Source organism: Methylosinus sp. Ce-a6 (assembly GCF_009811655.1).
In the GTDB taxonomy this organism is placed as follows: domain Bacteria; phylum Pseudomonadota; class Alphaproteobacteria; order Rhizobiales; family Beijerinckiaceae; genus Methylosinus.
Map to the genome: position 1 here is coordinate 25,401 of NZ_BGJX01000016.1, position 23,307 is coordinate 48,707.

19 protein-coding genes are annotated in these 23,307 nt (G+C 67.1%); 7 read left to right on the forward strand and 12 right to left on the reverse strand.

Going from position 1 to position 23,307, the window contains the following annotated elements:
* The first annotated feature begins 367 nt into the window (after positions 1-367).
* Positions 368-2,461 (forward strand): carbon starvation CstA family protein, encoded by a 2,094-nt coding sequence (locus Mspo_RS11550; protein WP_159729878.1) that lies wholly within the window; start codon positions 368-370, stop codon positions 2,459-2,461.
* A complete protein-coding gene (locus tag Mspo_RS11555; RefSeq protein WP_159729880.1) occupies positions 2,427-2,654 on the forward strand; it encodes a YbdD/YjiX family protein in 228 nt (75 codons plus the stop codon). Before Mspo_RS11550 ends, Mspo_RS11555 begins: the two co-directional genes overlap by 35 nt.
* Here the strand turns inward: Mspo_RS11555 and Mspo_RS11560 are convergent.
* Entirely contained in the window at positions 2,640-2,936 is a 297-nt protein-coding gene (locus tag Mspo_RS11560) for a hypothetical protein (protein WP_159729882.1), read from the reverse strand. The two genes, Mspo_RS11555 and Mspo_RS11560, sit on opposite strands and share 15 nt — an antisense overlap.
* Before the next feature lie 224 nt (positions 2,937-3,160).
* Here Mspo_RS11560 and Mspo_RS11565 point away from each other — a divergent pair, with 224 nt between their 5' ends.
* Complete coding sequence (locus Mspo_RS11565) at positions 3,161-4,000, forward strand: uracil-DNA glycosylase family protein (RefSeq protein ID WP_159729884.1); 840 nt, start codon at positions 3,161-3,163, stop codon at positions 3,998-4,000.
* Here Mspo_RS11565 and ispG read toward each other — a convergent pair whose 3' ends face one another.
* The 8 genes from ispG to Mspo_RS11605 form a co-directional block, all read right to left on the reverse strand.
* On the reverse strand, positions 4,001-5,296 hold the full coding sequence (gene ispG, locus Mspo_RS11570) for a flavodoxin-dependent (E)-4-hydroxy-3-methylbut-2-enyl-diphosphate synthase (protein ID WP_159729886.1): 1,296 nt from the start codon (positions 5,294-5,296) through the stop codon (positions 4,001-4,003).
* A 213-nt stretch (positions 5,297-5,509) separates the two neighbouring features.
* Positions 5,510-5,860, reverse strand: coding sequence for a hypothetical protein (locus Mspo_RS11575; RefSeq protein WP_159729888.1), 351 nt, complete (start codon positions 5,858-5,860; stop codon positions 5,510-5,512).
* Positions 5,829-6,044, reverse strand: a complete 216-nt coding sequence (locus Mspo_RS11580; RefSeq protein ID WP_159729890.1) for a hypothetical protein — start codon at positions 6,042-6,044, stop codon at positions 5,829-5,831. The genes Mspo_RS11575 and Mspo_RS11580 overlap by 32 nt, the downstream gene beginning before the upstream one ends.
* A gap of 110 nt (positions 6,045-6,154) precedes the next feature.
* Positions 6,155-7,036, reverse strand: a complete 882-nt coding sequence (locus Mspo_RS11585) for an SDR family NAD(P)-dependent oxidoreductase (protein ID WP_159729892.1) — start codon at positions 7,034-7,036, stop codon at positions 6,155-6,157.
* Between the two features lie 3 nt (positions 7,037-7,039).
* On the reverse strand, positions 7,040-7,774 hold the full coding sequence (locus Mspo_RS11590; RefSeq protein ID WP_159729894.1) for an N-acetylmuramoyl-L-alanine amidase: 735 nt from the start codon (positions 7,772-7,774) through the stop codon (positions 7,040-7,042).
* Between the two features lie 104 nt (positions 7,775-7,878).
* Positions 7,879-10,404, reverse strand: a complete 2,526-nt coding sequence (locus Mspo_RS11595) for a cation-translocating P-type ATPase (protein WP_159729896.1) — start codon at positions 10,402-10,404, stop codon at positions 7,879-7,881.
* A gap of 125 nt (positions 10,405-10,529) precedes the next feature.
* The gene (locus tag Mspo_RS11600; RefSeq protein ID WP_159729898.1) at positions 10,530-11,912 is read right to left on the reverse strand and encodes a M20/M25/M40 family metallo-hydrolase; all 1,383 of its coding nucleotides are present in this window, start codon (positions 11,910-11,912) and stop codon (positions 10,530-10,532) included.
* Between the two features lie 454 nt (positions 11,913-12,366).
* A complete protein-coding gene (locus Mspo_RS11605) occupies positions 12,367-13,212 on the reverse strand; it encodes a hypothetical protein (RefSeq protein WP_159729900.1) in 846 nt (281 codons plus the stop codon).
* Between the two features lie 186 nt (positions 13,213-13,398).
* Between Mspo_RS11605 and Mspo_RS11610 the strand changes: the two genes are divergently transcribed.
* The 4 genes from Mspo_RS11610 to Mspo_RS11625 all read left to right on the forward strand — a co-directional run bounded on the left by Mspo_RS11610 (position 13,399) and on the right by Mspo_RS11625 (position 17,637).
* Complete coding sequence (locus Mspo_RS11610; RefSeq protein WP_159729902.1) at positions 13,399-13,995, forward strand: LemA family protein; 597 nt, start codon at positions 13,399-13,401, stop codon at positions 13,993-13,995.
* A 68-nt stretch (positions 13,996-14,063) separates the two neighbouring features.
* Positions 14,064-14,855 carry a YgcG family protein gene (locus tag Mspo_RS11615; protein WP_159729904.1) on the forward strand — a complete coding sequence of 264 codons (792 nt, stop codon included), beginning with the start codon at positions 14,064-14,066 and terminating at the stop codon, positions 14,853-14,855.
* Entirely contained in the window at positions 14,855-15,460 is a 606-nt protein-coding gene (locus Mspo_RS11620; protein WP_159729906.1) for a TPM domain-containing protein, read from the forward strand. The genes Mspo_RS11615 and Mspo_RS11620 overlap by 1 nt, the downstream gene beginning before the upstream one ends.
* 725 nt (positions 15,461-16,185) lie before the next feature.
* On the forward strand, positions 16,186-17,637 hold the full coding sequence (locus Mspo_RS11625) for a murein L,D-transpeptidase (protein WP_244613374.1): 1,452 nt from the start codon (positions 16,186-16,188) through the stop codon (positions 17,635-17,637).
* Between the two features lie 35 nt (positions 17,638-17,672).
* Here the strand turns inward: Mspo_RS11625 and Mspo_RS11630 are convergent, their stop codons facing one another.
* Genes Mspo_RS11630 through Mspo_RS11640 form a run of 3 tightly spaced genes read right to left on the reverse strand, consistent with a single transcriptional unit; the run spans position 17,673 to position 23,305 of the window.
* Entirely contained in the window at positions 17,673-19,025 is a 1,353-nt protein-coding gene (locus Mspo_RS11630) for a TolC family protein (protein ID WP_159729925.1), read from the reverse strand.
* Positions 19,022-22,168, reverse strand: a complete 3,147-nt coding sequence (locus Mspo_RS11635) for an efflux RND transporter permease subunit (protein WP_159729927.1) — start codon at positions 22,166-22,168, stop codon at positions 19,022-19,024. The genes Mspo_RS11630 and Mspo_RS11635 overlap by 4 nt, the downstream gene beginning before the upstream one ends.
* A gap of 12 nt (positions 22,169-22,180) precedes the next feature.
* Positions 22,181-23,305: an efflux RND transporter periplasmic adaptor subunit gene (locus Mspo_RS11640; protein WP_159729929.1), complete on the reverse strand. Its 1,125-nt coding sequence runs from the start codon at positions 23,303-23,305 to the stop codon at positions 22,181-22,183.
* Positions 23,306-23,307 lie beyond the last annotated feature (2 nt).

Sequence of the window (23,307 nt, forward strand, 5' to 3'; positions counted from 1 at the left end):
TCGTCGGAGGCCACGAGGGGCCATGCCGTGTCCATGGTTCCTTGTTGGCCGCGCATGGGCAGGGGGGCGTTTCGGCGGCACTGGTTGTCCGGCTGGCGCCAAAAACGGCAATCTCCGCAGTGCATAAGCGTCTCCTTTGCAGAATTCGTCGCCCGAGCTGTCAATCTGCGGCCCTTCAAAAAGTTCCAAACTCGTCGCTCTTGTTGGTGACGGCGCGCCACCGGCCGAGGACCCCGAGCATCAGTGGCGGCGGTGTGGCCCTCGCGGCTGGACGCGGCCGGCGCCTTTGGCCTATTTCTCGGGAAAATGCCGGGAGACGGCGATGTCTTCCCTGGCTCGTTTCCCAAAAACGCCAAGGCTCGCGCAAATGTCGCTCGCACTCGCCACGCCCGGCCGCAGGCTCGGCTCGATCATTCTCTGGTCCGCCGTCGTCGTGATCGGCGTTTTCGCGCTCTTCACTCTGGCGACGGCGCGCGGCGAGACAGTCAACGCAATGTGGCTCGTGACCGCGGCGATCTGCGTCTATCTCGTCGCCTATCGCTTCTATTCGCTGTTCATCGCTCGCCACGCCCTCGGCCTCGACCCCGAGCGCAAGACGCCGGCGCATCGCCGCAACGACGGGCTCGATTATGTGCCGACCGACAAATATGTGCTGTTCGGCCATCATTTCGCGGCCATCGCCGGGGCCGGGCCGCTGGTCGGCCCCGTGCTCGCGGCGCAAATGGGCTATCTGCCCGGAACGCTCTGGCTGCTGACCGGCGTCGTCTTCGCCGGCGCGGTGCAGGATTTCGTCGTGCTGTTCATCTCGACGCGGCGCGACGGACGCTCGCTCGGCGATCTCATCAAGACCGAGCTCGGCCCGGCCGCCGGCCTCGTCGCGATGATCGGCATATTGACGATCATGGTGATCTTGCTCGCCGTTCTGGCGCTCATCGTCGTCAAGGCGCTGGCCGACAGCCCCTGGGGCTTCTTCACCGTCTTCGCCACTCTGCCCATCGCCGTGCTGATGGGCGTCTATGGCCGCTATCTGCGGCCCGGGCGGATTTTCGAAATGTCGGCGATCGGCTTCGTGCTGCTCATCGCCGCAATCGCGCTCGGCCGCACTGTGGCTGAGACGCCGGCGCTGGCCGCGCTGTTTTCCTTCAAGGGCGAGGCGCTCGCCTTCATGCTGATCTTCTATGGCTTCGTCGCCTCTGTGCTGCCGGTCTGGTTCCTGCTCGCGCCGCGCGACTATCTCTCGACATTCCTGAAGATCGGCACCATCGCCTCTCTCGCGCTCGGCATTTTCTACGTCATGCCGGAGCTCAGAATGCCGGCCGTCAGCCGTTTCATCGACGGGACGGGCCCGGTCTTCGCGGGCGGCGTGTTTCCCTTTCTCTTCATCACCCTCGCTTGCGGCGCGATCTCCGGCTTTCACGCCCTCGTCTCCTCCGGCACCACGCCCAAGATGATCGGCGACGAAACGCAGATCCGCTTCATCGGCTATGGCGCGATGCTGATGGAGTCCTTCGTCGCCATCATGGCGCTGGTCGCCGCCAGCGTGCTCGATCCCGGCGTCTATTTCGCGATGAACAGCGCGCCGGCCGTCATCGGCGCGACCGCCGATACGGCGGCGCAGACGATCTCCTCTTGGGGCTTCGTCATCACGCCGGAGGCTCTGACCCAGGCCGCCGCGGAGGTCGGCGAGAAGACTGTGCTGTCGCGCGCGGGCGGCGCGCCGACGCTCGCCATCGGCATGGCGAAAATCCTGTCGGGGGCGATCGGCGGAGCGTCCATGACCGCCTTCTGGTATCATTTCGCCATTCTCTTCGAGGCGCTGTTCATCCTCACCACGGTCGACGCCGGAACGCGCGTCGCGCGCTTCATGATCCAGGATCTCGTCGGAACCTTTTGGCCGCGCTTCAAGCATACGCGCGCCTGGATTCCCAATCTCATCGCCACGGCGCTCGCCGTCTCCGGCTGGGGCTGGTTCCTCTATCAGGGCGTCGTCGATCCTCTCGGCGGCATCAACACGCTCTGGCCCATGTTCGGCATCGCCAACCAAATGCTGGCGGCGATCGCGCTCACCCTCTGCACCGTGGTGCTGTTCCGCATGAAGCGCGAGCGTTACGCCTTCATCGTCGCCGCGCCGGCGACATGGCTCTATATCTGCACGCTGACGGCCGGCGCGGAGAAGATTTTCCATTCCGACCCCAAGATCGGCTTCCTCGCCCATGCGGCGCGCTATTCCGGCGCCGCGGCGGAGGGCAAGCTGATCGCTCCGGCCAAGACCGCCGCCGAAATGAGCCGCATCGTCTTCAACGACTATGTGAACACGACGCTCTGCGCCGTGTTCATCGCGCTCGTTTTGTCGATGCTGTTCTTCGGCCTCAAATCGATCCGCGAGGCGCTGCGCGCGACGAGCGTCACCACCAGAGAGACGAGCGATGAGCTGCAAGATCTGCGGATTGCCCGCGCTTGATCTTTTCAAGCTCGGATCGAAGCTGCGCCAGGGCGCGCGGCTGATGATCGGGCAGGGCGATTACGACGCCTATGTCGCGCATCGGCGCGCCAATCATCCGGACGAGCCGCCGATGACGCGCGAGGCGTTCTTCCTCGAGCGTCAGGCGAGCCGCTTCGGCGAGGGCGGCCGGCGCGCGTTACGCTGCTGCTGACGGGCGCGCCAGCGCGCGAAAGGCGAGCAGCGCGGCGGCCTCGGCCGTGTTCAGCGAATAGGCCATGTAGAGAAAGCCGAGGCGCGTCGGCCGCGTTTCTCTGATTTTCTCGACGAGCGCCGTCGGCTCGAAGGGCGCGAGGACGGTGAATTCGTGCAGCACGTCTTCCGCCGCACGGCGAAAGCGGTCGCGCTCGGCGATCGGCGCATCGTCCCAATGCTCGGCTCTGGACCCGAGGCGGACGAACAATGCTCTCGCGAGGCTTTCGATCAGGTCGATCATGTGATTCTCGAACGTGACAGATGACGGGGAGAACATTCGTGGCCGAACCAGAGCAAATTCATTTTTCGTTAATCTATGCCCGGCGCGCAACGGTGAGCATAGATCGAAAATCTACGCAATCGCGCCTGTGGCGCTCGGAATGCGCGAGCGCTCGCCGCTACGGCCGGCCGCCCGGCGCCCGATCGCCTGTTCACCTTTCCCCGCGCCTGCTCTAAGCTTCCGCCATGTCCCCTGACGCCGATTTCGCTCCGGAGCCGGGCCTCGCCGCGCTCATCGACTGGTATCTGTCGATCGGCGTCGACATGGCCGTGGACGAGACGCCGCATGATCGTTTCGCGGAGAGCGCGGCGCCGCCGGTCCGCCCCGCCGAGCCCGCAGTCGCCCGCGCGCCTTCGCCCGGCGTCGCGCCGCCCACGCCGCGGCCGCCCGCGCGGGAGGCGCGCCCCGGCCGCGCCGCGCCCGTTTTTCCGGAGGAGGCCGCCCGCGCCGCGCGCGACGCCGCCGCGCAGGCGACGACGATCGACGGATTGCGGGCGCTGCTCGAATCCTTCGAGGGCTGCGCGTTGAAGGCGACCGCCGGCCATTTTCTCTTTTCGGCCGGCGCGCCCGGCGCGCCTCTGATGGCGCTGGATTTTTCGCCGGGAGAGGAGGAGGAGCGCGGCGGCGCGGCCTTCGTCGGACCGGAGGCGCGCCTGCTCGACAATATGTTGCGCGCGATTGGCCGCGATCGCTCCAGCGCCTATCTCGCCTATGCGACGCCCTGGCGCCCGCCCGGCGCGCGCGAGCTCAACGCGACGGAGGTCGCGGCGCTCAATCCCTTCCTGCGCCGCCACATCGCGCTCGCCGCGCCGCGCGCGCTGCTGATCCTCGGCGATTTCGCCGCCCGCGCGGCGCTCGGCTCGCCGGATGTCGCGCGCTATCGCGGCGCCTGGTTCGATTATGACACCGGCGGCGGGACGGCGCGCGCGCTGCTCGCGCCATCGCTCGCGAGCCTGCTGCGCACCCCGATCCTGAAGCGCCGCGCCTGGCGCGATCTGCGCGCTGTCGCGGGCGCCTTCGGCTGATTATTCCGCCGCTTCGCCCTTCGCGCCGCCGGCGAAGCGGCGGGCGACATAATCCTCGACGATGCGGGTGAATTCCTCGGCGATGCCCTCGCCGCGCAGCGTCATCGCCTTCTTGCCGTCGATGAAGACGGGAGCCGTCGGCGCTTCGCCCGTGCCGGGCAGCGAAATGCCGATATCGGCGTGCTTCGACTCGCCCGGCCCGTTGACGATGCAGCCCATCACCGCGACGTTCAGCGTCTCGACGCCCGGATAATCCTGCCGCCAGACGGCCATGCGGTCGCGAATATGCGCCTGAATGTCGCGCGCCAGCTCCTGAAACACGGTGGAGGTGGTGCGCCCGCAGCCGGGGCAGGCGGCGACGAGCGGCACGAAAGTGCGGAACCCCATCGTCTGCAAAATCTCTTGCGCGACGCGCACCTCATTGGCGCGGTCGCCGCCGGGCTCGGGCGTCAGCGACACGCGGATCGTGTCGCCTATGCCGTCCTGAAGCAGCACGCCGAGCGCCGCCGCCGAGGCGACGACGCCCTTCGAGCCCATGCCGGCCTCGGTGAGGCCGAGGTGGAGAGCATAATCGCTGCGCAGCGCCAACATGCGATAGACGGCGATGAGGTCCTGCACGGCGGAGACCTTGGCCGAGATGACGATGCGGTCGCGCGTAAGGCCGATCTCCTCGGCGCGCTCGGCGGAGATCAGCGCCGAGCGGGCGAGCGCCTCGCGCGTCACCGCGCGCGTGTCGAGCGGCGCCTGCGCATGGGCGTTGATGTCCATCAGATGGGTCAAGAGCTCCTGGTCGAGCGAGCCCCAATTGGCGCCGATGCGCACCGCTTTGCCGTGCTTGATCGCGAGCTCGACGATCGCGCCGAATTGCCGGTCCTTCTTCTCCTTGAAGCCGACATTGCCCGGATTGATGCGATATTTGTCGAGCGCCTCGCCGCAGGCCGGATGATCGGCGAGCAGCTTGTGGCCGATGTAATGGAAATCGCCGACCAGCGGGACCTCGACGCCCTTTTGCGCCAGCCGGTCGCGAATATGCGGCACGGCGGCGGCGGCCTCGTCGCGGTCGACGGTGATGCGCACCAGCTCGGAGCCGGCGCGGACCAGCGATTCGATCTGCGCGACGGTGGAGTCGACATCGGCCGTGTCGGTGTTGGTCATGGATTGGACGACGATCGCGCCGCCGCCGCCGATCGTCACCGCGCGCGGACCCCGGCCGATCGTGACCGCGCGCGTCTTATGGCGCGGCGCCGGCTCGGCGGCGACGGGGTCGGGAAGGCGGGTCTCGATCGGGTCGGTCATTTTCAGTTCCTGTCGGTCCTCGCGCCTTTTTCGGACCGAAACGGGCTCAGCGTCAAGCGGAGTAACGACGTTAGGACTTTATCAGTTCGACATCTGGATCGCGGATTTTGCAGGAATGTTGAATTGCACGGGCAGCCCAAATCCAAAGAAAATTGCGATCAGAACAACGATAAGGAGCGTTGTGGCGAAAGCAACGGACGCCCAGTAAGATGTTCAGAATGAGCGCCAGAAATCGCCTTTCAGAGCCTCGGCCAAGATTCGTGGGCGTTCTTCTTTGATAATGTCCTCGGCGTATTCCGCCAATATCTGATCAGATTGGGATAGATAAGCGCTCAAAACGGCGTCGGTCTGGGTAGACATATGGTGTTTGCATTCTTCTTGCGTCGGACGGCGCCCATTCGTCTCACGAAACTCCTGGATCCATTGCCGCTTCGCATTTTTGTACAGGGCGTACGCCACCGCTCCCGCGACAGGGCTGGCCGCTCCAGAAAGCCTTTCGAAGACAGTATTATATTCCGAGGACCTGGAAAGACTAGGCGGCGGGTTTTGTTCGTCTCGAATCACGACGGACCGCCTCCATATTCTTTACCACTTCCGTGAATTTCGCGTCGGCAGCGTTCAATGCCCTGTGATAAGCTTCTCGATCGACCACGAGCGCGTGTTCTCCATTCGGCAGCAATCGTCGGTCGATGACGCTGGTTTTTCCGCTTTTGCCTAGGACCACGTGTTTTTGATCTTTTTTGAACATCACGAGCTGTCCCCGATCTGCGGCGAGCCTTCCGAACCGGCCACTTTCTGGAATTTTTTATCACATTTCCACAATGTTGCGAGGGCTCACACCCTCGAAAGCGAAGTTGCTCAGATGTTCGGCTCACGCTTTGGCAATATGCCCATGCGCCTGGCGACGATGCGATCCACCAGCCGCGCCGGCAGCAAGCGCGGCAACACCCAGTCCAACAGATAGTTCGGCACGACGCGAATGCGCGCCGGAGGCCGCGGGTCGGTCAACGCGCGCAGCGCGGCCGCCGCGACGCGCTCCGGCGGCGGGCCGAGCCGGCCCTTCTCCACGGCCCATTTCTGCAGCCTGCGCGCCGAGGCGCCGTAGACGGTCGAATCATAGCGGCCGAAATCGGCATGCTCGGCCTTGTCCCATATGGGCGTGGCGATCACGCCCGGCTCCACGACCACCACATCGACGCCGAAAATCAACAGTTCCCGCCGCAAAGCGTCGGAGAGGCCTTCCAGCGCATGTTTCGAGGCGGCGTAGGCGCCGAGAAAGGGCGAGGCGAGGCTGCCGGCCACCGAGCTCATATTCACGATGCGGCCCGGCGCGCCGCGGCGCTCCTCCACGCCCGCGCCCAAAAGTGGCGCGAAGGCCTGGGTGACGGCGAGCTGGCCGATCAGATTGACCTCGATCTGGCGGCGGAACTCCTCGAGCGGCTGATAGAGCAGCGGCCCCGGAAAAGCCGCGCCGGCGTTGTTGACGAGGCCGGCGAGCGTCGCCCCCTCGAGGCGCCGCTCCGTCTCCCGCGCCGCCTCGGCCACGGCTCGGGCGTCGGTCACGTCGAAGAGAAGCGGCGTGAAGCGCGCGGCGCCGAAGCGCGCCTGCAGCCGCTCGCTGTCGGCGAGGCTGCGGACGCCGCCGAAGACATGGAAGCCGCGAGCGGTCAGCGCCTCGGCGACGGCGTGGCCTATGCCGGTGGAGACGCCCGTCACGACGACGAATTTCTTCTCGTTCATGCGTCAGGACCCCGCGAGCGCGCGCAATGTCGCAATGGTGGAGCTGTCCGCGCGGCCGTCGACGAGGGCGGGGCGGAAATGCCGCTGGAAGGCGGCGACCGCGCCGGCCGAAGCCTCGTCGTAATTGCCGGAGACATCGATTTGATAGCCGTAATCGGCGAGCGTTCTGTGCAAGTCCCTCACCTCGGCTCCGCTCGCGCCCGTCTCCAGCGCCGCGCCGCCGATGATCCGGGCGGGCTCCACATAATGGCCGACGCCCTGCTCCGCCAGCGCCTTCCAGGGGAAGAATTCGCCAGGGTCGATCTTGCGGCCGATGGCGATGTCCGAATGGCCGAGCACGCGCCGCGGGAGAATAGCGCGGCGCTCGCAAATGTCGCGGCAGAGCGCGGCGACGGCCTCGATCTGCCGGTCCGGGAAGGGGCGCGGATCGGCATGGCCGGGATGGACGATCTCTATGCCGATCGAGGCCGAGTTCATGTCGGTCTCGCCGGCCCAGAAGCTGCGGCCGGCGTGCCAGGCGCGGCGCGCCTCGGGCACGAGCTGGAGAATGGTTCCATCCTCGTCGACGAAATAATGCGCGGAGACCTGCGATTCGGCGCGGGTGAGCTGTTCCAGCGCGGAAGGCCCCGTCGGCATTCCGGTGTAATGCAGGATCAGCGAGGAGATGGGCGTCAGCCGCTCGCCGTGATTGGGCGAAGGGCAAAAATCGGCGGCGTGCGGCGTGTCGGGCGCGGGCATGTCTTCTCCGATCGGCCAGAGCGTGCTGCTCGCAATAACATGAACCGATATCGCCGAGCCTGATTTGTGAGACGGCGACGGCGAAGCAAAAGGCCGGAGTCGCTTCAGCGTCGCCGTTTGCAAACGGCCTTGTATACCCCCGACCAGCCGCCGGCGGCCAGCGCCGTCGCCACAGTCCAGGCGAGCGCCCGCGGCTCCGGCGGCGCGAAGCGGAACAGCTCCGCCGCGGCGGGAAGATAGACGATGAGCGCGAGCACGAGCGTCGTCACCGCCGCTATGCTCCAGAAGGCGACGCGCCGCGTGTCGAAAAAGGAAATTCCGGGCTCCGCGGCCGAAGCGAGGGCCATTGCGAGATTGCCGATGACGAGGCCGATGAAGACGAGCGCGCGCGTCTCTCCCTCGCCCACGCCGGACCGCATAGAGACGAAATAGACGCCGAGCAGAGCGGCGAGCAGAACGGCGCCGTCGAGAAAGCCGGCGCCGATCTGGCGCAGGCCGAACAGCGGCTCTGTCGGCGAGCGCGGCGGCTCCTCCATCTGATGGCGCTCCGCCGGCTCGCCCTCGAAGACGAGCGCGCAAATGGGATCGATGACGAGCTCCAGCGCCACCACATGCACCGGATAGAACACCGGCGGCAGCAGGAAGAGAATGGGCGTGAGCGCGAGGCCGGCGATCGGCACATGGATCGCGGTCACGAAGATCAGCGCCTTGCGCAGATTGGCGAAAATGCGCCTGCCGCTGCGCACGCCGGCGACGATGGAGGCGAAGCGGTCGTCGAGCAGCACGATCGAAGCGGCCTCGCGCGCGACATCGGTTCCGCGCTGGCCCATGGCGACGCCGACATGAGCGGCGCGCAGAGCCGGCCCGTCATTGACGCCGTCGCCGGTCATGGCGACGATATGGCCGTTGCGCTTATAGGCCTCCACCAGCGCGAGCTTCTGCTCGGGCCGGATGCGCGCGAAGACGCGCGTTCGCTCGACCGCCTCGTCCAGCGCGGCTTCGCTCAGCGCGGCGATCTCGGCTCCGCTCAGCGCGCCGCCCTGCGCCTCGATCCCGGCCTGCCGCGCTATGGCGAGCGCCGTCGCCGGATAATCGCCGGTGATCATCACCACATGGATTCCGGCCCGCGCCGCGAGAGCGACGGCCTGCGGAACGTCCTCGCGCAGCGGATCGAGAAAGCCGACGAGGCCGTCGAGCGCGAAGACGCCCGAGCCCGGATCGTCATCGCGCGGCAGCGGCCCCGCATGGGTGGCGACGGCGAGAACGCGCAGCCCATGGGCGGCCATGGTCGCGACCTCTGCGCCGAGAAGGCGCAGCTGATCCGCATCCATGCGGCAGAGGCCGGCGACGGCCTCCGGCGCGCCTTTGGCGTAGGAGGCGACGCCGCCGCCGGCGTCGCGCCATGTCTGCACGAAGGCGAGTGTCTCCGGCCGCAGCGGAAAGCTGCGCAGCGGCTCCGCGCCTTCCGGCGGATCGCTCTGCAGGCGATGCAGCGCGCGGTCCATCGGGTCGGAAGGATCGGCGGCGCTGGCGCGCACGGCGGCGGCGACGAGCGGCGCGAGCGGCTTCGGCATCGCGGCCTCGCTCGGGCGCCACATGTCGGCGCCGCGTATGAGAAACGCCGCCTCCATGCGGTTCTGCGTCAGCGTGCCGGTCTTGTCGACGCAGAGAACGTCGGTCGCGCCCAAAGTCTCTATGACGGCGGCGCGGCGCGCCAGCACGTTGCGCCGCGCCAGGCGATAGGAGCCGAGCGCCAGGAACACCGCCAGCACCATGGGGAATTCTTCCGGCGTCAATGATATTGCGAGGGTGATGCCGGTCAGTCCCGCCGCGATCCAATTGCCGAAGGCGAGGCCATAGGCGAGCGCGACGAGAAGGCAGAAGCCGATGCCGATCACGCCGAAGACGGCGACGACGCGGCCGGTGCTCTTCTGTAGAGGCGTCTCCTCCGGCTCGATCGATTCGAGCGAGCGGCCGATGCGGCCGAGCCGCGTCGCGCGCCCGGTGCGCATGGCGAGCAGCGCGCCCTGGCCGAGCGTCACCAGCGTTCCGGCGAAGAGAAAGGGCGCCTCCTCGCCGGGCTCGGGATCGAGCAGAGGATCGACCATCGTCGCCGGGGCTTTCCAGACCGGCGCCGATTCGCCGGTGAGCGCCGATTCGTCGACGGAGAGAACATCGCCGCGCAGCAGCACGCCGTCCGCCGGCGCGCGCTCGCCCTCGCCGACGAGGACGATGTCGCCGGGAACGATCTCCCGCGCGGGACGGCGCCGCTCGCCCTCGGCGCGCAAGACGCGCGCGCTCGGCGCCGCGAGGCTGCGCAAAGCGGCGAGGGCGTTCTCGTTGCGCGTCTCCTGCGCCACGACGAGGCCGATGGAGAGAAAGGCGCCCGCGGTGAGCAGCAGGCCTTCGTGAATGTCGCCGAGCGCGAGATAGAGCAGCGCCGCGACGATGAGCAGCGCGAACATGGGCTCGCGCAGCGCGGCGACGGCGATCAGCAGAAAGGAGCGCCGCCGCGGCTGCTCGAGCTCATTGGGGCCGAAACGGGAAAGGCGCGCCGCCGCCTCATGCTCGGAGAGCGGCGCGAAATCGCCCGGCGGGCGGGGCTCGGGTCGTGTCGCGCGGAGCCCCATGAAATTCCCCCGACTCTCATTTCGGCGTCATCGCGAGGGCCGTGAGCGACGAAGCGATCCAGGGGCCGCCCCACGGCCCCTGGATCGCTTCGCCTCGCTCGCGATGACGGCCGCGTTTCCGGATGTCACGCCGCCAGGGCGGCGAGCACCCGAACCCAGGAGCGCGAGCCCTTCTTGAACGAACTATACGCATATTTTTCGTTGGGCGAATGAATGCGGTCGTCCTCGAGCGCGAAGCCAATCATCAGCGAATCCATGCCGAGGTCGCGCTTGAACGCCCCGACGATCGGAATGGAGCCGCCGCAGCCGACGAGCGCCGCCTCCTTGTCCCACTCCTCGCGCAGCGCCCGCCGCGCCCGCGAGAGCGCCTCGGAGCCGAAAGGCAGCTGCAGCGCGCGCGAGGCCCCGTGGGGGACGAATTCCGCGCGCACGTCGACCGGCAGGCGCTCGCGCACGAAAGCGCGGAAACTGTCGAGCACCTTCTCCGGGTCCTGCGAGCCGACGAGGCGGAAGGAGACCTTGGCGCTGGCCTTCCCCGGCAGCACCGTCTTGGCTCCGGGGCCGACATAGCCGCCGACGATTCCGTTCACGTCGCAGGTCGGGCGCGACCAGGCCTGCTCCATGACGCTGCGGCCGCGCTCGCCCGCCGGGCGCGAGACGCCGACGCTCGCCAGAAACGCCTTCTCGTCGAATTCGAGCCCGCGCCATTGCGCGGCGATCTCCTCGGGGAGCTCGGCGACGCCGTCATAGAAGCCGGGCAGGGCGACGCGGCCTTCGGCGTCATGGAGATCGGCGATGATCTTGGCGAGCACATGGATCGGATTGACGACCGGCCCGCCGAATATGCCGGAATGGAGATCGCGGTCGGCGGCCTCGAGGATCACCTCCTCCTGCGCGAGGCCGCGCAGCATTGTGGTGATCGCGGGCGTCCGCGTATTCCACATGCCGGTGTCGCAAACGAGCGCGAGAGCGGGCTCGGAGAGCTCCTCGCGATTGGCGGCGAAGAAATCCGGCAGAGAGGGGGAGCCCGTCTCCTCCTCGCCCTCGAAGAGGAAGGTGATATGGCAGGGCAGCCCGCCATTGCGCTGAAAGGCGCGGCAGGCCTCGAGGAAGGTCATGAGCTGGCCCTTGTCGTCCGAGGCGCCGCGGGCGACGATCTCCTCGCCTTTCGCGCCCTCGGCGAGGCGCGGCTCGAAAGGATCGCTGACCCAGAGGTCGAGCGGGTCCGGCGGCTGCACGTCGTAATGGCCGTAGAAGAGCACATGGGGCGCGTCCGGCCGCTTGGCCTTCGCATGGCCGACGACGATCGGATGGCCGGGCGTGTCGCGCACGCTCGCTTCAAAGCCGAGCTCTCGCAATTGGCCGGCCAGCCAATCCGCCGCGCGTCGGCATTCGGACGCGAAGGCCGGATCGGTGGAGACGGATTTGATGCGCAGAAAGTCGAAGAGGCGATCCGTGGCGGCGGGCAGATCGGCGTCGAGCGATTGGAGAACGGTTTCAGTCGACATGAAAGGCGCTCCGTTGCGAGTCGCGCCGCGCTTCGAGGGCGCGGCGCGAGCGGGATGAAAACTGGGCGTTTGGACGTGGAAGCTAGTGCGAACCCGGCGTCATGAAAAGGGCGGCGCCTGCTCGGCCTGGGCTCCGAATCCAGGTGGACAGTTCCTATGCAACCGCGTCATGCCCGCGCTTGTCGCGGCCATCCACGCCGAGACGTTGCGATACGCGGGGGAAGAAGCGGCGGCGATGTTCCGCTCGGTTTCATGCTTTCAGGGTCGTCGCGGCGTGGATGGCCGCGACAAGCGCGGCCATGACGCTTGAAAATTAGCTCGAGTTGGGAGCCCTGCCTGCTCGGCGCGATTCATCGTTTCCGTAGGCCGCGGCTCGGCTTGAAAATGCGCCAGTTCCCGACATTACTTTCGGACAAGCCAAGATGATGCGCAGGTGCCTCATGTCGACACCGAGTTACTCTTTTGATGCTGTTTGCGCGGGTCCAGCGTGAAAATCGGCGTGGATCTTGTCTCTTATGGCAACGCGCCAGCCTGCATCGGATTTTGCAGCCAGCCATCTCTCTTTTAACCAAGCGTACTTGACAAAAATGTTATCATCATTTTTGTACAATTGCAGCCAAGCATCGATTTTTTTATCAAAATGCCGCGCTAATTTATTTGTCATCGCGTTTCCTGTCAGAAAATCAGTTGAAAAATACTCATCTGCATCCTTTACAACAAATGGCCAGTGTTTCGGCTTCATTAAATCCATTAGTTTCACATCACCATCTAGTTTATGATCAATGATCACGCGCGGGTATTTGGCAACCTTGTTTTCGAGATGATACGCGGTATTGATGGCTGGCCCGAACGCGATGGCGCCGGAATGGAACAGCGGACCAACGGTAACACCACCGCGAATCGGCAGACCTTCAAACAGCATGGATGTTTGAAATTCGGTCACGAACTGCAGGAGCCGGAAGAGGGCACGCGCATCACTATATGGGAAGGAGACAATCAGGCTGTCCGAGAACTGAGAAAATTCGTCATGCGAAGGATGATCGACAGTATCCTCCTCTACGTATGATTTCGTCCTTGCAGCAAAGTGCCAGACTGCGTTCGCCAACTTCATCCGCAGCTCGTGATCGTTTGCGGAACTATCGACAGCCTGACGCCACCCTAGGATATCGAAGAAAGCGACCGCCCGGGTTTCATAATCGATCGGAGCGCAAGAATCGTAGCTTGAAATCAGGTTCCGATCCCTCGGCGGCAGAGTAGCTTTCGGTCGGAGCATGCGAAGAAGGCTCTTGAGCATCATCATGGTCCACATAATGTCTTTCGGCCCCACCGCCTGTCCAGTGACTAGGTGACGTCGAACTTCTGGGAAATCTCCGACGGGTCATGACCCTTCCGGCGTCGTCCGCTCTTCCCAATGTCATTTGCGTAGCCTAAGTATTCAGCGCGCTCCGTTCGGGGGCGGTGACCTCACCGATGAGGAGACTTTCGGATGCGCCTTTCCTTCCGCTGGCCGTCGCTCTTCGCCGCGCTCTTCCTCGCCCTCTCGCTCTCGGGCTGCGGCTACAACACCATCCCGACCCAGGAGGAGGAGGCCAAGGCCAAATGGGCCGAGGTCGAGGCGCAATATCAGCGCCGCGCCGATCTCATTCCCAATCTCGTCGCCACGGTGCAGGGCTACGCCAAGCAGGAGAAGGACGTGCTCACGGCGGTGACGGAGGCGCGCGCCCACGCCTCGCAGGCCAAGGTCGACGTCTCGCAGCTCACCGATCCGGAGAAGCTGAAGCAGTTCCAGGAGGCGCAGGCGCAGCTCTCCGGCGCGCTCGGCCGCCTGCTCGCCGTGAGCGAGGCCTATCCGGACTTGAAGTCGAACGTCAATTTCCTCGCCTTGCAGTCGCAGCTCGAAGGCACGGAGAACCGCATCAATGTCGCGCGGCGCGACTACATTCAGGCGGCGCGGGAGTTCAACACCTCGCTGCGCACCTTTCCGACGATCCTCTGGGCCAAGACCGTCTTCGCCGGAACCAAGCCGCTCGCCGAATTCGCCGCCAGCGCCGGCGCGGAGCAGGCCCCCACGGTGAAGTTCTAAAGGAGTCGCCGGTCATGCAGCCTCTGTCTTCGTGGACTTCGCGTCTGCGTGGCGAAAAAACCACGAAGATGCGAGGGACGCGAAGCCTCGCCTTGCTCGTCTTCCTCCTCCTGCCGGCGCTCGCTTTCGCGGCGCTCGATTTTCCCGCGCTCACCGGCCGCGTCGTCGACGACGCGCATATCATTCCTCCGGCGGCGCGGCTCGATGTCGAGACGAAATCGAAAACGCTCGAGGAGAAATCGGGCATTCAGCTCGTCGTCGCCACCGTGCCCTCGCTGCAGGGAACGGACATAGAGACCTTCGCCAATGGCCTCTTCCGCTTCTGGAAGCTCGGCGAGGCGAAAGCGAACAATGGCGTCCTGTTCCTCATCGCGCCCAATGAGCGCAAGATGCGCATAGAGGTCGGCTATGGCCTCGAGGGCACGCTCACCGACGCGCTCTCCAAGATCATCATCGCCACCGCGGTGACGCCGAAATTCAAGGCCGGCGATTTCGGCGCAGGGGTGGAGCGCGGCGTCGACGGAATCATCGAGGTGCTGAGCGGCGATTCGGCCGAATGGGAGAAGCGCGTCAAAGTGCGCGCCGAACATCAGGAGCCGGGCTTCGACGAGATCGTGCCCTTCATCGTCCTCGCGCTCTTTCTGTTCGTCTTCTTCTCCATGCTCGCCAACGCCCGCGGCGGCGGGCGGCGCATCTATCGCGGCGGGCGTGGGCCGATCGTCTATTTTCCGCCCTCCAACGACAGCTGGTCCGGCGGCTCCTCCTGGGGCGGCGGCTCGTCCTGGGGCGGCGATGGCGGCGGCGGATTTTCAGGGGGCGGCGGCTCGTCGGGCGGCGGCGGCGCCTCGGGGGATTGGTGATGCCGATTTCGCAGGAGGATCAGGCGCGCATAGCGGCGGCGATCGCGGCGGCAGAGCGGCGCACGGCGGGGGAGATCGTCTGCGTGCTGGCGCGCCGCTCCTCCGATTACGCCTATGTGCCGCCGCTGCTCGCCGCGCTCGTCGCGCTCCTTTCGCCCTGGCCGCTGGTGATCTTCACCGAGCTCGGCGTGCGGCTCATTCTCGCCATTCAGATTCTCGTCTTCATCGGCGCGGCGCTCCTGTTCTCATTGCCGCCGCTGCGGCTCGCGCTGACGCCGCGCTTCGTGAAGCGCGAGCGCGCCCATCGCGCCGCAATCGAGCAATTCTTCACGCGGGGCGTCTCCGCGACGAAGGACCGCACCGGCGTGCTCATCTTCGTCTCGCTCGGCGAGCGCTATGCGCGCATCGTCGCGGATGAAGGAATAGCGGCGAAAATTCCGGAGGAGGAGTGGCGCGCGGCGCTCGATCTTCTGCTCGCGAGGGTGCGGGAGGGGCGCGTCGCCGATGGTTTCGTCGACGCGATCGGCGAATGCGCGCGGCTCTTGTCGAGACATGTGCCGCCCGGCGGCGACGAGGAGCTGCCCGATAGAATTTACGTGATCTGAAAAATCCCGGAGGCCTCGCGGCGCTCCGGGAAGTCGCGCGAGGAGAAAGCTCTCAGCCGATCAGCCGGGTGAGCTGGTGAATGACGATGATGAAGAAGCCGAGGGCGCCGACGATTCCGGCGAGAGCCTTGAAGAGTTCCGCATTGCTGTGCATGACGTTTCTCCCTCTTTCAAATTTTTTTGCGACGGCGCATCCGCCGTCGGGGAGAAGACTGCGCCGCGGGGATGTCGCCGACAATTGCGCGCCGATGCGGCAGAATGGCGCGGAATTTCACGAGCGATTTGAATTTGCAGCGGGAAGCTCCCCGGCGCGGCGTCGCTACAAATGGTCGCGCCCACGTAAATGCGAGACGAGTGCGCGATAGCCGCAACTCGACTCCGTCCTTCCGCGCGCCGTTAATGGAATGGCAACCTTCCGCGGAGGGGAAAGCGAAAAGCTTATTCCAAGCATTAGCTCGTTTACGTTAATATTCTTACGCGCGCGCCCCGAGTCGCGGGGCGAGCCGCGCGAAAGATCGGCGCCCGACGTTGCGCCGCAGAGTCGCGTGAGGCAGAAGAGCATGGTGTTGCGAGGCCGTTTCGCTCGTGCGTCTTTCTTGGCGTTTGCAGTCGCTCTCGGTTCGTTCCCGGCCGCGTCGAGCGTTTGCGCCGCGCCGCCGTTCCGACCGTCGCTCGCCGTCCCGCCGCCGGCGCTCGTCGCGCTGTCGGGGGGCTCCCGGAGTCCCGTGGCGGAGCCGTCCTCCACGCTGTTCGCGCCCGTGGAGCGATCCGCGGCTCTTTCCATCGTGAATTCGAAGGCGATCGCCGTTGCGCCCGCCGTCGGCGGCCTCGACGTCGCAGAGGCGCTGATCGGCGAGGAGCAGCGCGCTTTCGCCGCCGCGCTCGACGCCTGGACCGACGCGGCGAAGGGACTAGAGCAGCGCGCGCGCCGCCGGGCCATCGCCGCCGACTATGCGCGGCGCGCCTATGCGCCGCTGTGGCGCGAGGGCGCGGATTGGCGCGTCTCGGCGGCCGCCGCCATCGAGCGGCTGAGCCGCGCGCGCGACGACGGCCTCGATCTGCGCGGCCTCGCCTATCCTTCGGAGGCGAAGCCTTCGGGCGCCACGGATGAGCTCGCGCTGTCGGAAGCCGTCGTCGCCTATGCGACGCAGGCGGCCGGCGGGCGTCTCGATCCGCGGCGTCTGTCGCGGCTCATCGGCGCGCATCCCTCGCCGCCGGAGCCGGACGCCGTGCTCGCGACGGTCGCCGCCGCCGGGCCGCGCGCCGGCGACGCGCTACAGGACTACAATCCGCCGCACGAGGGCTATCGCGCGCTGCGGGCGAAGCTCGCCGAGCTGCGCAGCGCCGGCCTGCCCGAGCTCGACAGGCGCTTCGCCGAGGCGGCGCATTCGGTCGCGCATGACGCGCTCTCCCGCGCGCCGGCGCATGACGCGCTCTCCGGCGCGCCGGCGCGACGCCCCAATGCGCAGGTCGAAGCCGAGATCATCGCCAATATGGAGCGCTGGCGCTGGCTGCCGCGCGAGCTCGGCGAGAGCCGCATCGAGGTGAATATTCCCGATTTCGAGCTCGCCGTCGTGCGCGACGGCCAGGTCGCGCATCGCGCTCGCGTCATCGTGGGCAAGGAGGGCACGCCGACGCCGGTGTTCTCCGACAAGATGCAATTCATCATCGTCAATCCCTATTGGAATGTGCCGCCGTCGATCCTGCGGAAAGAGATGTTGCCCAAATATGGCGGCGACCTCGGCGCCATCGCCGCGAGCGGCTATGAGGTCTTTTCCCGCAAGGGACAGATTTTCGTGCGGCAGAAGCCGGGTCAATCCAATGCGCTCGGGCGCATCAAATTCATGTTCCCGAATGACTTCTCCGTCTATCTGCACGACACGCCCAATCATGGGCTGTTCTCCTCGGCGCATCGCGCCTTGAGCCATGGCTGCGTGCGTGTCGACCAGCCCTTCCGCCTCGCCGAGGCGGTGCTGGGGCCGGGCAGCGGCTGGCCGGAGGAGCGCGTGCGCAAGCTCGTCGGCGGAACCGAGCGCTACATAAGTCTCGCACGTCCGCTGCCGATCCACATCGAATATTTCACCGCTTTCGTCGACGAGAGCGGACGGCTGCAATTGCGCGGCGATCTCTACGGCTATTCCGCCAAAGTGCGCGCCGCGCTGGGGCTCGAGGGATAGCGCTGGATTGCGAGCCTGAAGGCTCGCAATCCGCGTCACAAGGTCGGCGCGTAGCCGAAGGCTTGATTGAGGCGCGACAGAGCGACGCCGAGATCGATCGCCGCGCTCGCCCGGGCGCGTTGCGCGTCGAGCTGCAATTGGCGCACGCGATAGAGATCGAAGGCGTTGATCTCGCCGAGCCGGAAGGAGCGCCGCGCGAGATCGAATTGCTCGTTCGCCACCGCGAGGCGCTTCGCCGCGAGGCCGTCGGCGCGCCTGGCCGCGGCGACGGCGGCGCGGGCGGCGTTGATCTCGGCGGCGACGAGCCGCTGCGCGCGATCATATTCCGCATTGGCGCGGTCGACCTCCGCCTGCGCTTCGGCGAGGCGCGGAATGTTGCGGCCGGGCGTCGGCAGCGGAATGCGGAAGCGCACGCCGACTGTGTTGTTGTGCGAGCGGATCGGGTCCTCGACGGCGGGATCGGTGCCCTGCTCATTGCGGCCGAAGACGGAGATCTCCGGATTGTCGATGAAGCCGGTTTCGACGAGCAGCCTCTGCGTCTGCGATCTGGCGACGGCCGCGAGCGGCGCGCGCAGCGCCGGATGATCCTCCGGCGGGCGCGCCGGCAGCGGCGCCTCCAGCGTTCCATCCGGCGTCGCGCCGCCGGTCAGCACCTCATAGGCCGCGCGCGCGGCCTTGGCGGCGGCGTCGGTCTGCGCCACTTCGGTCTCGGCGGCGAGCGTCTCGTTGCGGGCGAGCAATTCGTCCTGCGCGGCGTTCTCGCCGAGCTCGACGCGCCGCTTCATGTCATTGCCGATGTCGCGCGCCGTCGCCAGACGATCGCGCGCGACGGCGGCGTCCTTCGCCGTGCGCTGCGCCGTCCACCAGGCGTCGCGCACCAGCGCCGCGACGTCGAGGCGCCGGAGCGCCAGGCGCTCGTCGAGCTCGGCGACGCCGGCGGTGACATTGAGCTCATAGGCCTCGCGCTCGCCGGGCAGCCAGATCGGCATGCCGATCTCGAGCTCCGATTCGCGATAGCCCTGCACATTGCCCTTCACCCGCTCCTGCCGCGAGCCGCCGAAAAACGGCGAGCGAGGCGTGAAGGAATTGGCTTGCGCGTAGCGCGCCGCCACCGCGCGGCGCTGCGCCTCCAGAGCGGCGCTCTGCGCGTCTATGCCGATCGCCTGATCGAGATGGCGCGCCAGCACGAGGCCGAAGGGTTTTCCCGGCGGCTTCGCCTTGGGCGCTAGCGGCTTCGCCTTGGGCTTTTGTTTCGGCCTTTCCGCCGCATCGGCGCCGGAAGGCATGGCCGTGAGCCGCGCCTTCGGCTCCGCGGCCGCGCTCGTGGCCGAGAGAAGGACGAGCAGAAGGGAAAGGAGCGAACGAGCGCCGCCGCGCAGAGTTCTCATCGGCGCTGAATCCGCCAACGGGAGTCCGGCGTCGCGGAGGAGGAGGAGGGCGCCTGCGTCGAGGCGCGCACGCGCAGCAGGCGCTTGAAGTCGAAGCGGTCGTAGAGAATGGGCAAGAGCAGCAGGGTGAGCGCGGTCGCGGTGACGAGGCCGCCGATGACGACGATGGCGAGCGGCCGTTGGATTTCCGCGCCGGGGCCGCTCGCGAAGAGGAAGGGCGCGAGGCCGAGCGCGGCGATCGTCGCGGTGAGCAGCACCGGCCGCATGCGGCGGCGCGCGCCCTCGCGCACGGCGTCGTGAACGCTGCGGCCGTCGGCGACGAGCTTGTTGATATAGGAGATGAGCACGACGCCATTGAGCACGGCGATGCCGATGAGCGCGATGAAGCCGACCGACGCCGGCACGGAGAGGAATTCGCCCGAGAGCCACAGGCCGATGACGCCGCCGATCGCCGCGAAAGGCACGTTGCAGAAGACGAGCGCGGCCTGCGACGCCGAATTGAAGGTGAGATAGAGCAGAAGGAAGATGAGCCCGAGCGCCAGCGGCACGACGATGGCGAGCCGCGCCGAGGCGCGCTGCTGATTTTCGAACTGCCCGCCCCAGACGAGCTCATAGCCCGGCGGCGTATGGACCTCCTTGGCGACGGCGGCCTTGGCCTCGTCGACGAAGCCGACGAGATCGCGGCCGGTGACATTGGAGAGCACGGTGGCGTAGCGCCGCGCCTCCTCGCGGATCACCTGAATGGGCCCGTTCTCGGCGCGTATGTCGGCGAGCTGCGACAATTCCACCACTTTGCCATCGGCGGAGACGACCGGCACGCGCGCAAAATCCACCGGCGAACGGCGCGAGACGGGATCGCCGCGAATGACCAGCGGCGTGCGCACCGGGCCCTCGAGCACGAGGCCGACCTGCGTGCCGTCCACCCAGATGCGCAAGCCGTCCTGAATCTCGCTGGCGTTGAGGCCGAAGCGGCCGGCGGCCAGCCGATCGATGCGCGTGGTCAGATAGCGCATCCCGTCGTTCTGCAGCGCGAAGACGTCGCGCGAGCCGCCGATCTTGCGCAATGTCCCGGCGATCTCGCGCGCGAGGCGGTTCAATTCGTCGATGTCGTCGCCGAACACTTTCACAACCACATCGCCGCGCGCGCCGATGATCATCTCCTGCACGCGCATGTCGATCGGCTGCGAGAAGGAGTAGGAAATGCCGGGGAAAGTGTCGAGCGCCTTGCGCAGCTCGCCGAGCAGCCAGGCCATATTGGGCTCGCGCCATTTGTCCATCGGCGCGAGCGTCAGGAACATGTCGGTCTCGTTGAGGCCGACGGGGTCGATGCCGAGCTCGTCGGCGCCGGCGCGCGCCATCACGCCCTTCACCTCCGGCACGCTCGCCATGATCGCGCGCTCTATGCGCATGTCGGTCTCGGCGGTCATGTCGACGCTGATCGTCGGATGCTTGCGCACGGTGATGACGGGCGTGCCTTCGTCCATCACCGGCATGAAGGTCTGGCCGATGTGATTGGAGGCGAGCAGCGCCAGAGCGAGGCCGACGGTCACGGCGGCGCCGACGACGAGCGGCCGGCGCAGCGCGCGCTCGAGAAGCGGATCGTAGAAGGCGGAGATCTTGCGCACGAGCCAGGGCTCGTCACTGCCGCCGGCGCGCAGCAGAGTGGCGGCGAGCGCCGGCACCACTGTGAGCGAGAGAATGAGCGCCGAGCCCATGGCGAAGGCGATGGTGAGCGCGACCGGCGCGAAGAGACGTCCCTCCAGCCCTTCGAGCGAGAGCAGCGGCAGGAAGACGGTGATGATGATGACCGCGCCGGAGACGAGCGGGCCGGCGACCTCGCGCGTCGACTCGTAAGTGATGCGGATGCGGTCTTGAAGATCGGCCTTCGCCATTCCGGCGAGGCGATGCTCGACATTCTCGACGACGACGACGGCGCAATCGACCAATATGCCGATGGCGATGGCGAGGCCGCCGAGCGACATGATGTTCGCCGAGAGCCCGTAGAGCCGCATGATGGCGAAAGTGGAGAGGGCGGCGAGCGGCAGGATCAGCGAGACGACCGCCGCCGCGCGCAGATTGCCGAGGAAGAAGAACAGCAGAATGACGACGAGGGCAATGGCCTCGATCAGCACTTTCTGCACCGTCCACACGGCTTTGCCGATGAGCTCGCTGCGATCGTAGAAGATTTCGACGTTGACGCCCTCCGGCAGGCGCAGCTTCAGCTCCGCGAGCCTGGCCTTGACGCCGGAGACGACGGTGCTGGCGTCGGCGCCGCGCAGGCCGAGCACCAGCGCCCAGACGGCCTCGTCCTCGCCATTGCGCGTGGTGACGCCATTGCGGGCCAGCGCGCCATTGCGCACCTCGGCCACGTCGGCGACGCGCACCACGCCGGTCGGTCGCGCGGCGACGACGACGGAGCGTATGTCCTCGAGCGTGCGCAGCCGTCCCTCCGCGCGCACCAGAAGCGCCTCCTCGCCGTCGCGCACGCGGCCGGCGCCGTCGTTGCGGTTGTTCTCCTCGAGCGCGTCCTTCAGCATTTTCACGGTGATGCCGCGCGACGCCATGGCCGAGGGCGAGGGCGCGACCTCGAAAGTGCGCACATAGCCGCCGAGGACATTGACGTCGGCGACGCCCGGCAGGCCGCGCAGCGCCGGGCGAATGGTCCAGTCGACGAGGCTGCGCTGCTCGGTCGGCGAGAGGCCGCCGCCGATGATGGTGAACATCAGCATTTCGGCGAGCGGCGTGACGATGGGCGCGAGGCCCCCGGAGGCGCCCGCCGGCAGCTGATCGGCGACCGAGGCCAGGCGCTCGTTCACCTGGGCGCGCGCCCAGAAAATATCCGTGCCTTCGGAAAATTCGAAAGTGAGCAGCGCCACCGAATAGCGCGTCGTCGAGCGCATGCGCACGAGATGGGGAATGCCGCGCGCGGCGATCTCGATCGGCGCGGTGACTCTGTTCTCGAGCTCTTCCGGCGTCAGGCCGGGCGCGCGCATGGAGACGAGCACCTGCACCGGCGCCACATCGGGAAAAGCGTCGATCGGCAGCTTGGAATAGGCGTGCGCGCCCCACACCGCGAGCGCGATCGCCGCGAGAAAGACGAGGAGCCTCTGGCCGATCGCCGCGTTGATGAGTTTATCGAGCATGTCGCCTTTCGCTCACTTAGCGCTCGGTTCCTTGGCCGCCAGCTCGGCGAGCAGCGTCAGCATCCCGCGCGTCGCCACCTGATCGGCGGCCACGAGCGGTCCTTGAATCGACGCATGTTGCGGCGTCTCGGAGACGAGAGCGACCGGCACGGCGCGGAAGCCGTCCGCAGAGCGCAGAAACACCCAGTCCTTGTCGCGAAAATGGACGACGGCGTCGGCCGGCACGCGCCAGAGCGTCCCGCCCGTTCCTTTGATTCGAAGAATGGCCTGGACCGCCTGTCCCGGTCGAATCGGGGATTTGCCGGGCGAGAATTCCGCGACCGCGGTGATGGATTGCGTCGCCGGATCGGCGGTGCGGCCGATGCGGATCAGCTTGCCCTCGACGCCGAGGCTCGGCAGCACGACCCTATCCGTGCGGTCGAGGCCGGAGGCGCGGCCGATGGGGACTTGCAGATTGACCCAGATGGGATTCAGCCGCGCAATGGTGACGAGCGGCGCCGAGGCCATCACGCGGTCGCCGACCGTCGCATGACGGGCGAGGATCACGCCGGACACGGGCGCGCGCACGGTGAGCGCGGCGCCGAGCTTGCGCTCCTTGCGCAAGGTCTCGATCGCCTGCTCGGTCATGCCGTCGAGCGCCAGCAGCTGGCCGCGCTCGTCGAGCAGGGAGCGGGCCTGCGCCGCCTCGGCGCGCGTCACCAGCACGCGGCGCTCGGCGATGATGCGCTCTTTATAGAGCTGCTCGTCGCGGCGCAGCTTCTCGGCGGCCAGCGCCGCGTCGGCGGCGGCCTGGAGGAACGCCCGCTGCGCCTCGATGAGCTCGGAGGATTTCAAGGTGGCGATGGGATCGCCCTCCTTCACCTCCTCGTCGGGCGAGACGAGCAGCGTCTCGACGAGGCCGGCGGCGGGGGCCGCCACCATGCGCAATTGCTGCGGCGGAACCGCCACCGTTCCCGGCACGACGAGCTCGTCCGAGCCCGAGCCTTTTTCCACCGGCTTCGTCTCTATGCCCGCGGCTTGGATGTCCTGCTCGCGCAGCGGAATGGAGACGTCCTCCGCGGCCCGGCCCACGCCGGCGCCGAGCGCGCCCGCGAGCCCGAAGGCGAAGACAAGACACTGAAACCTTTTTCTTTTCATTC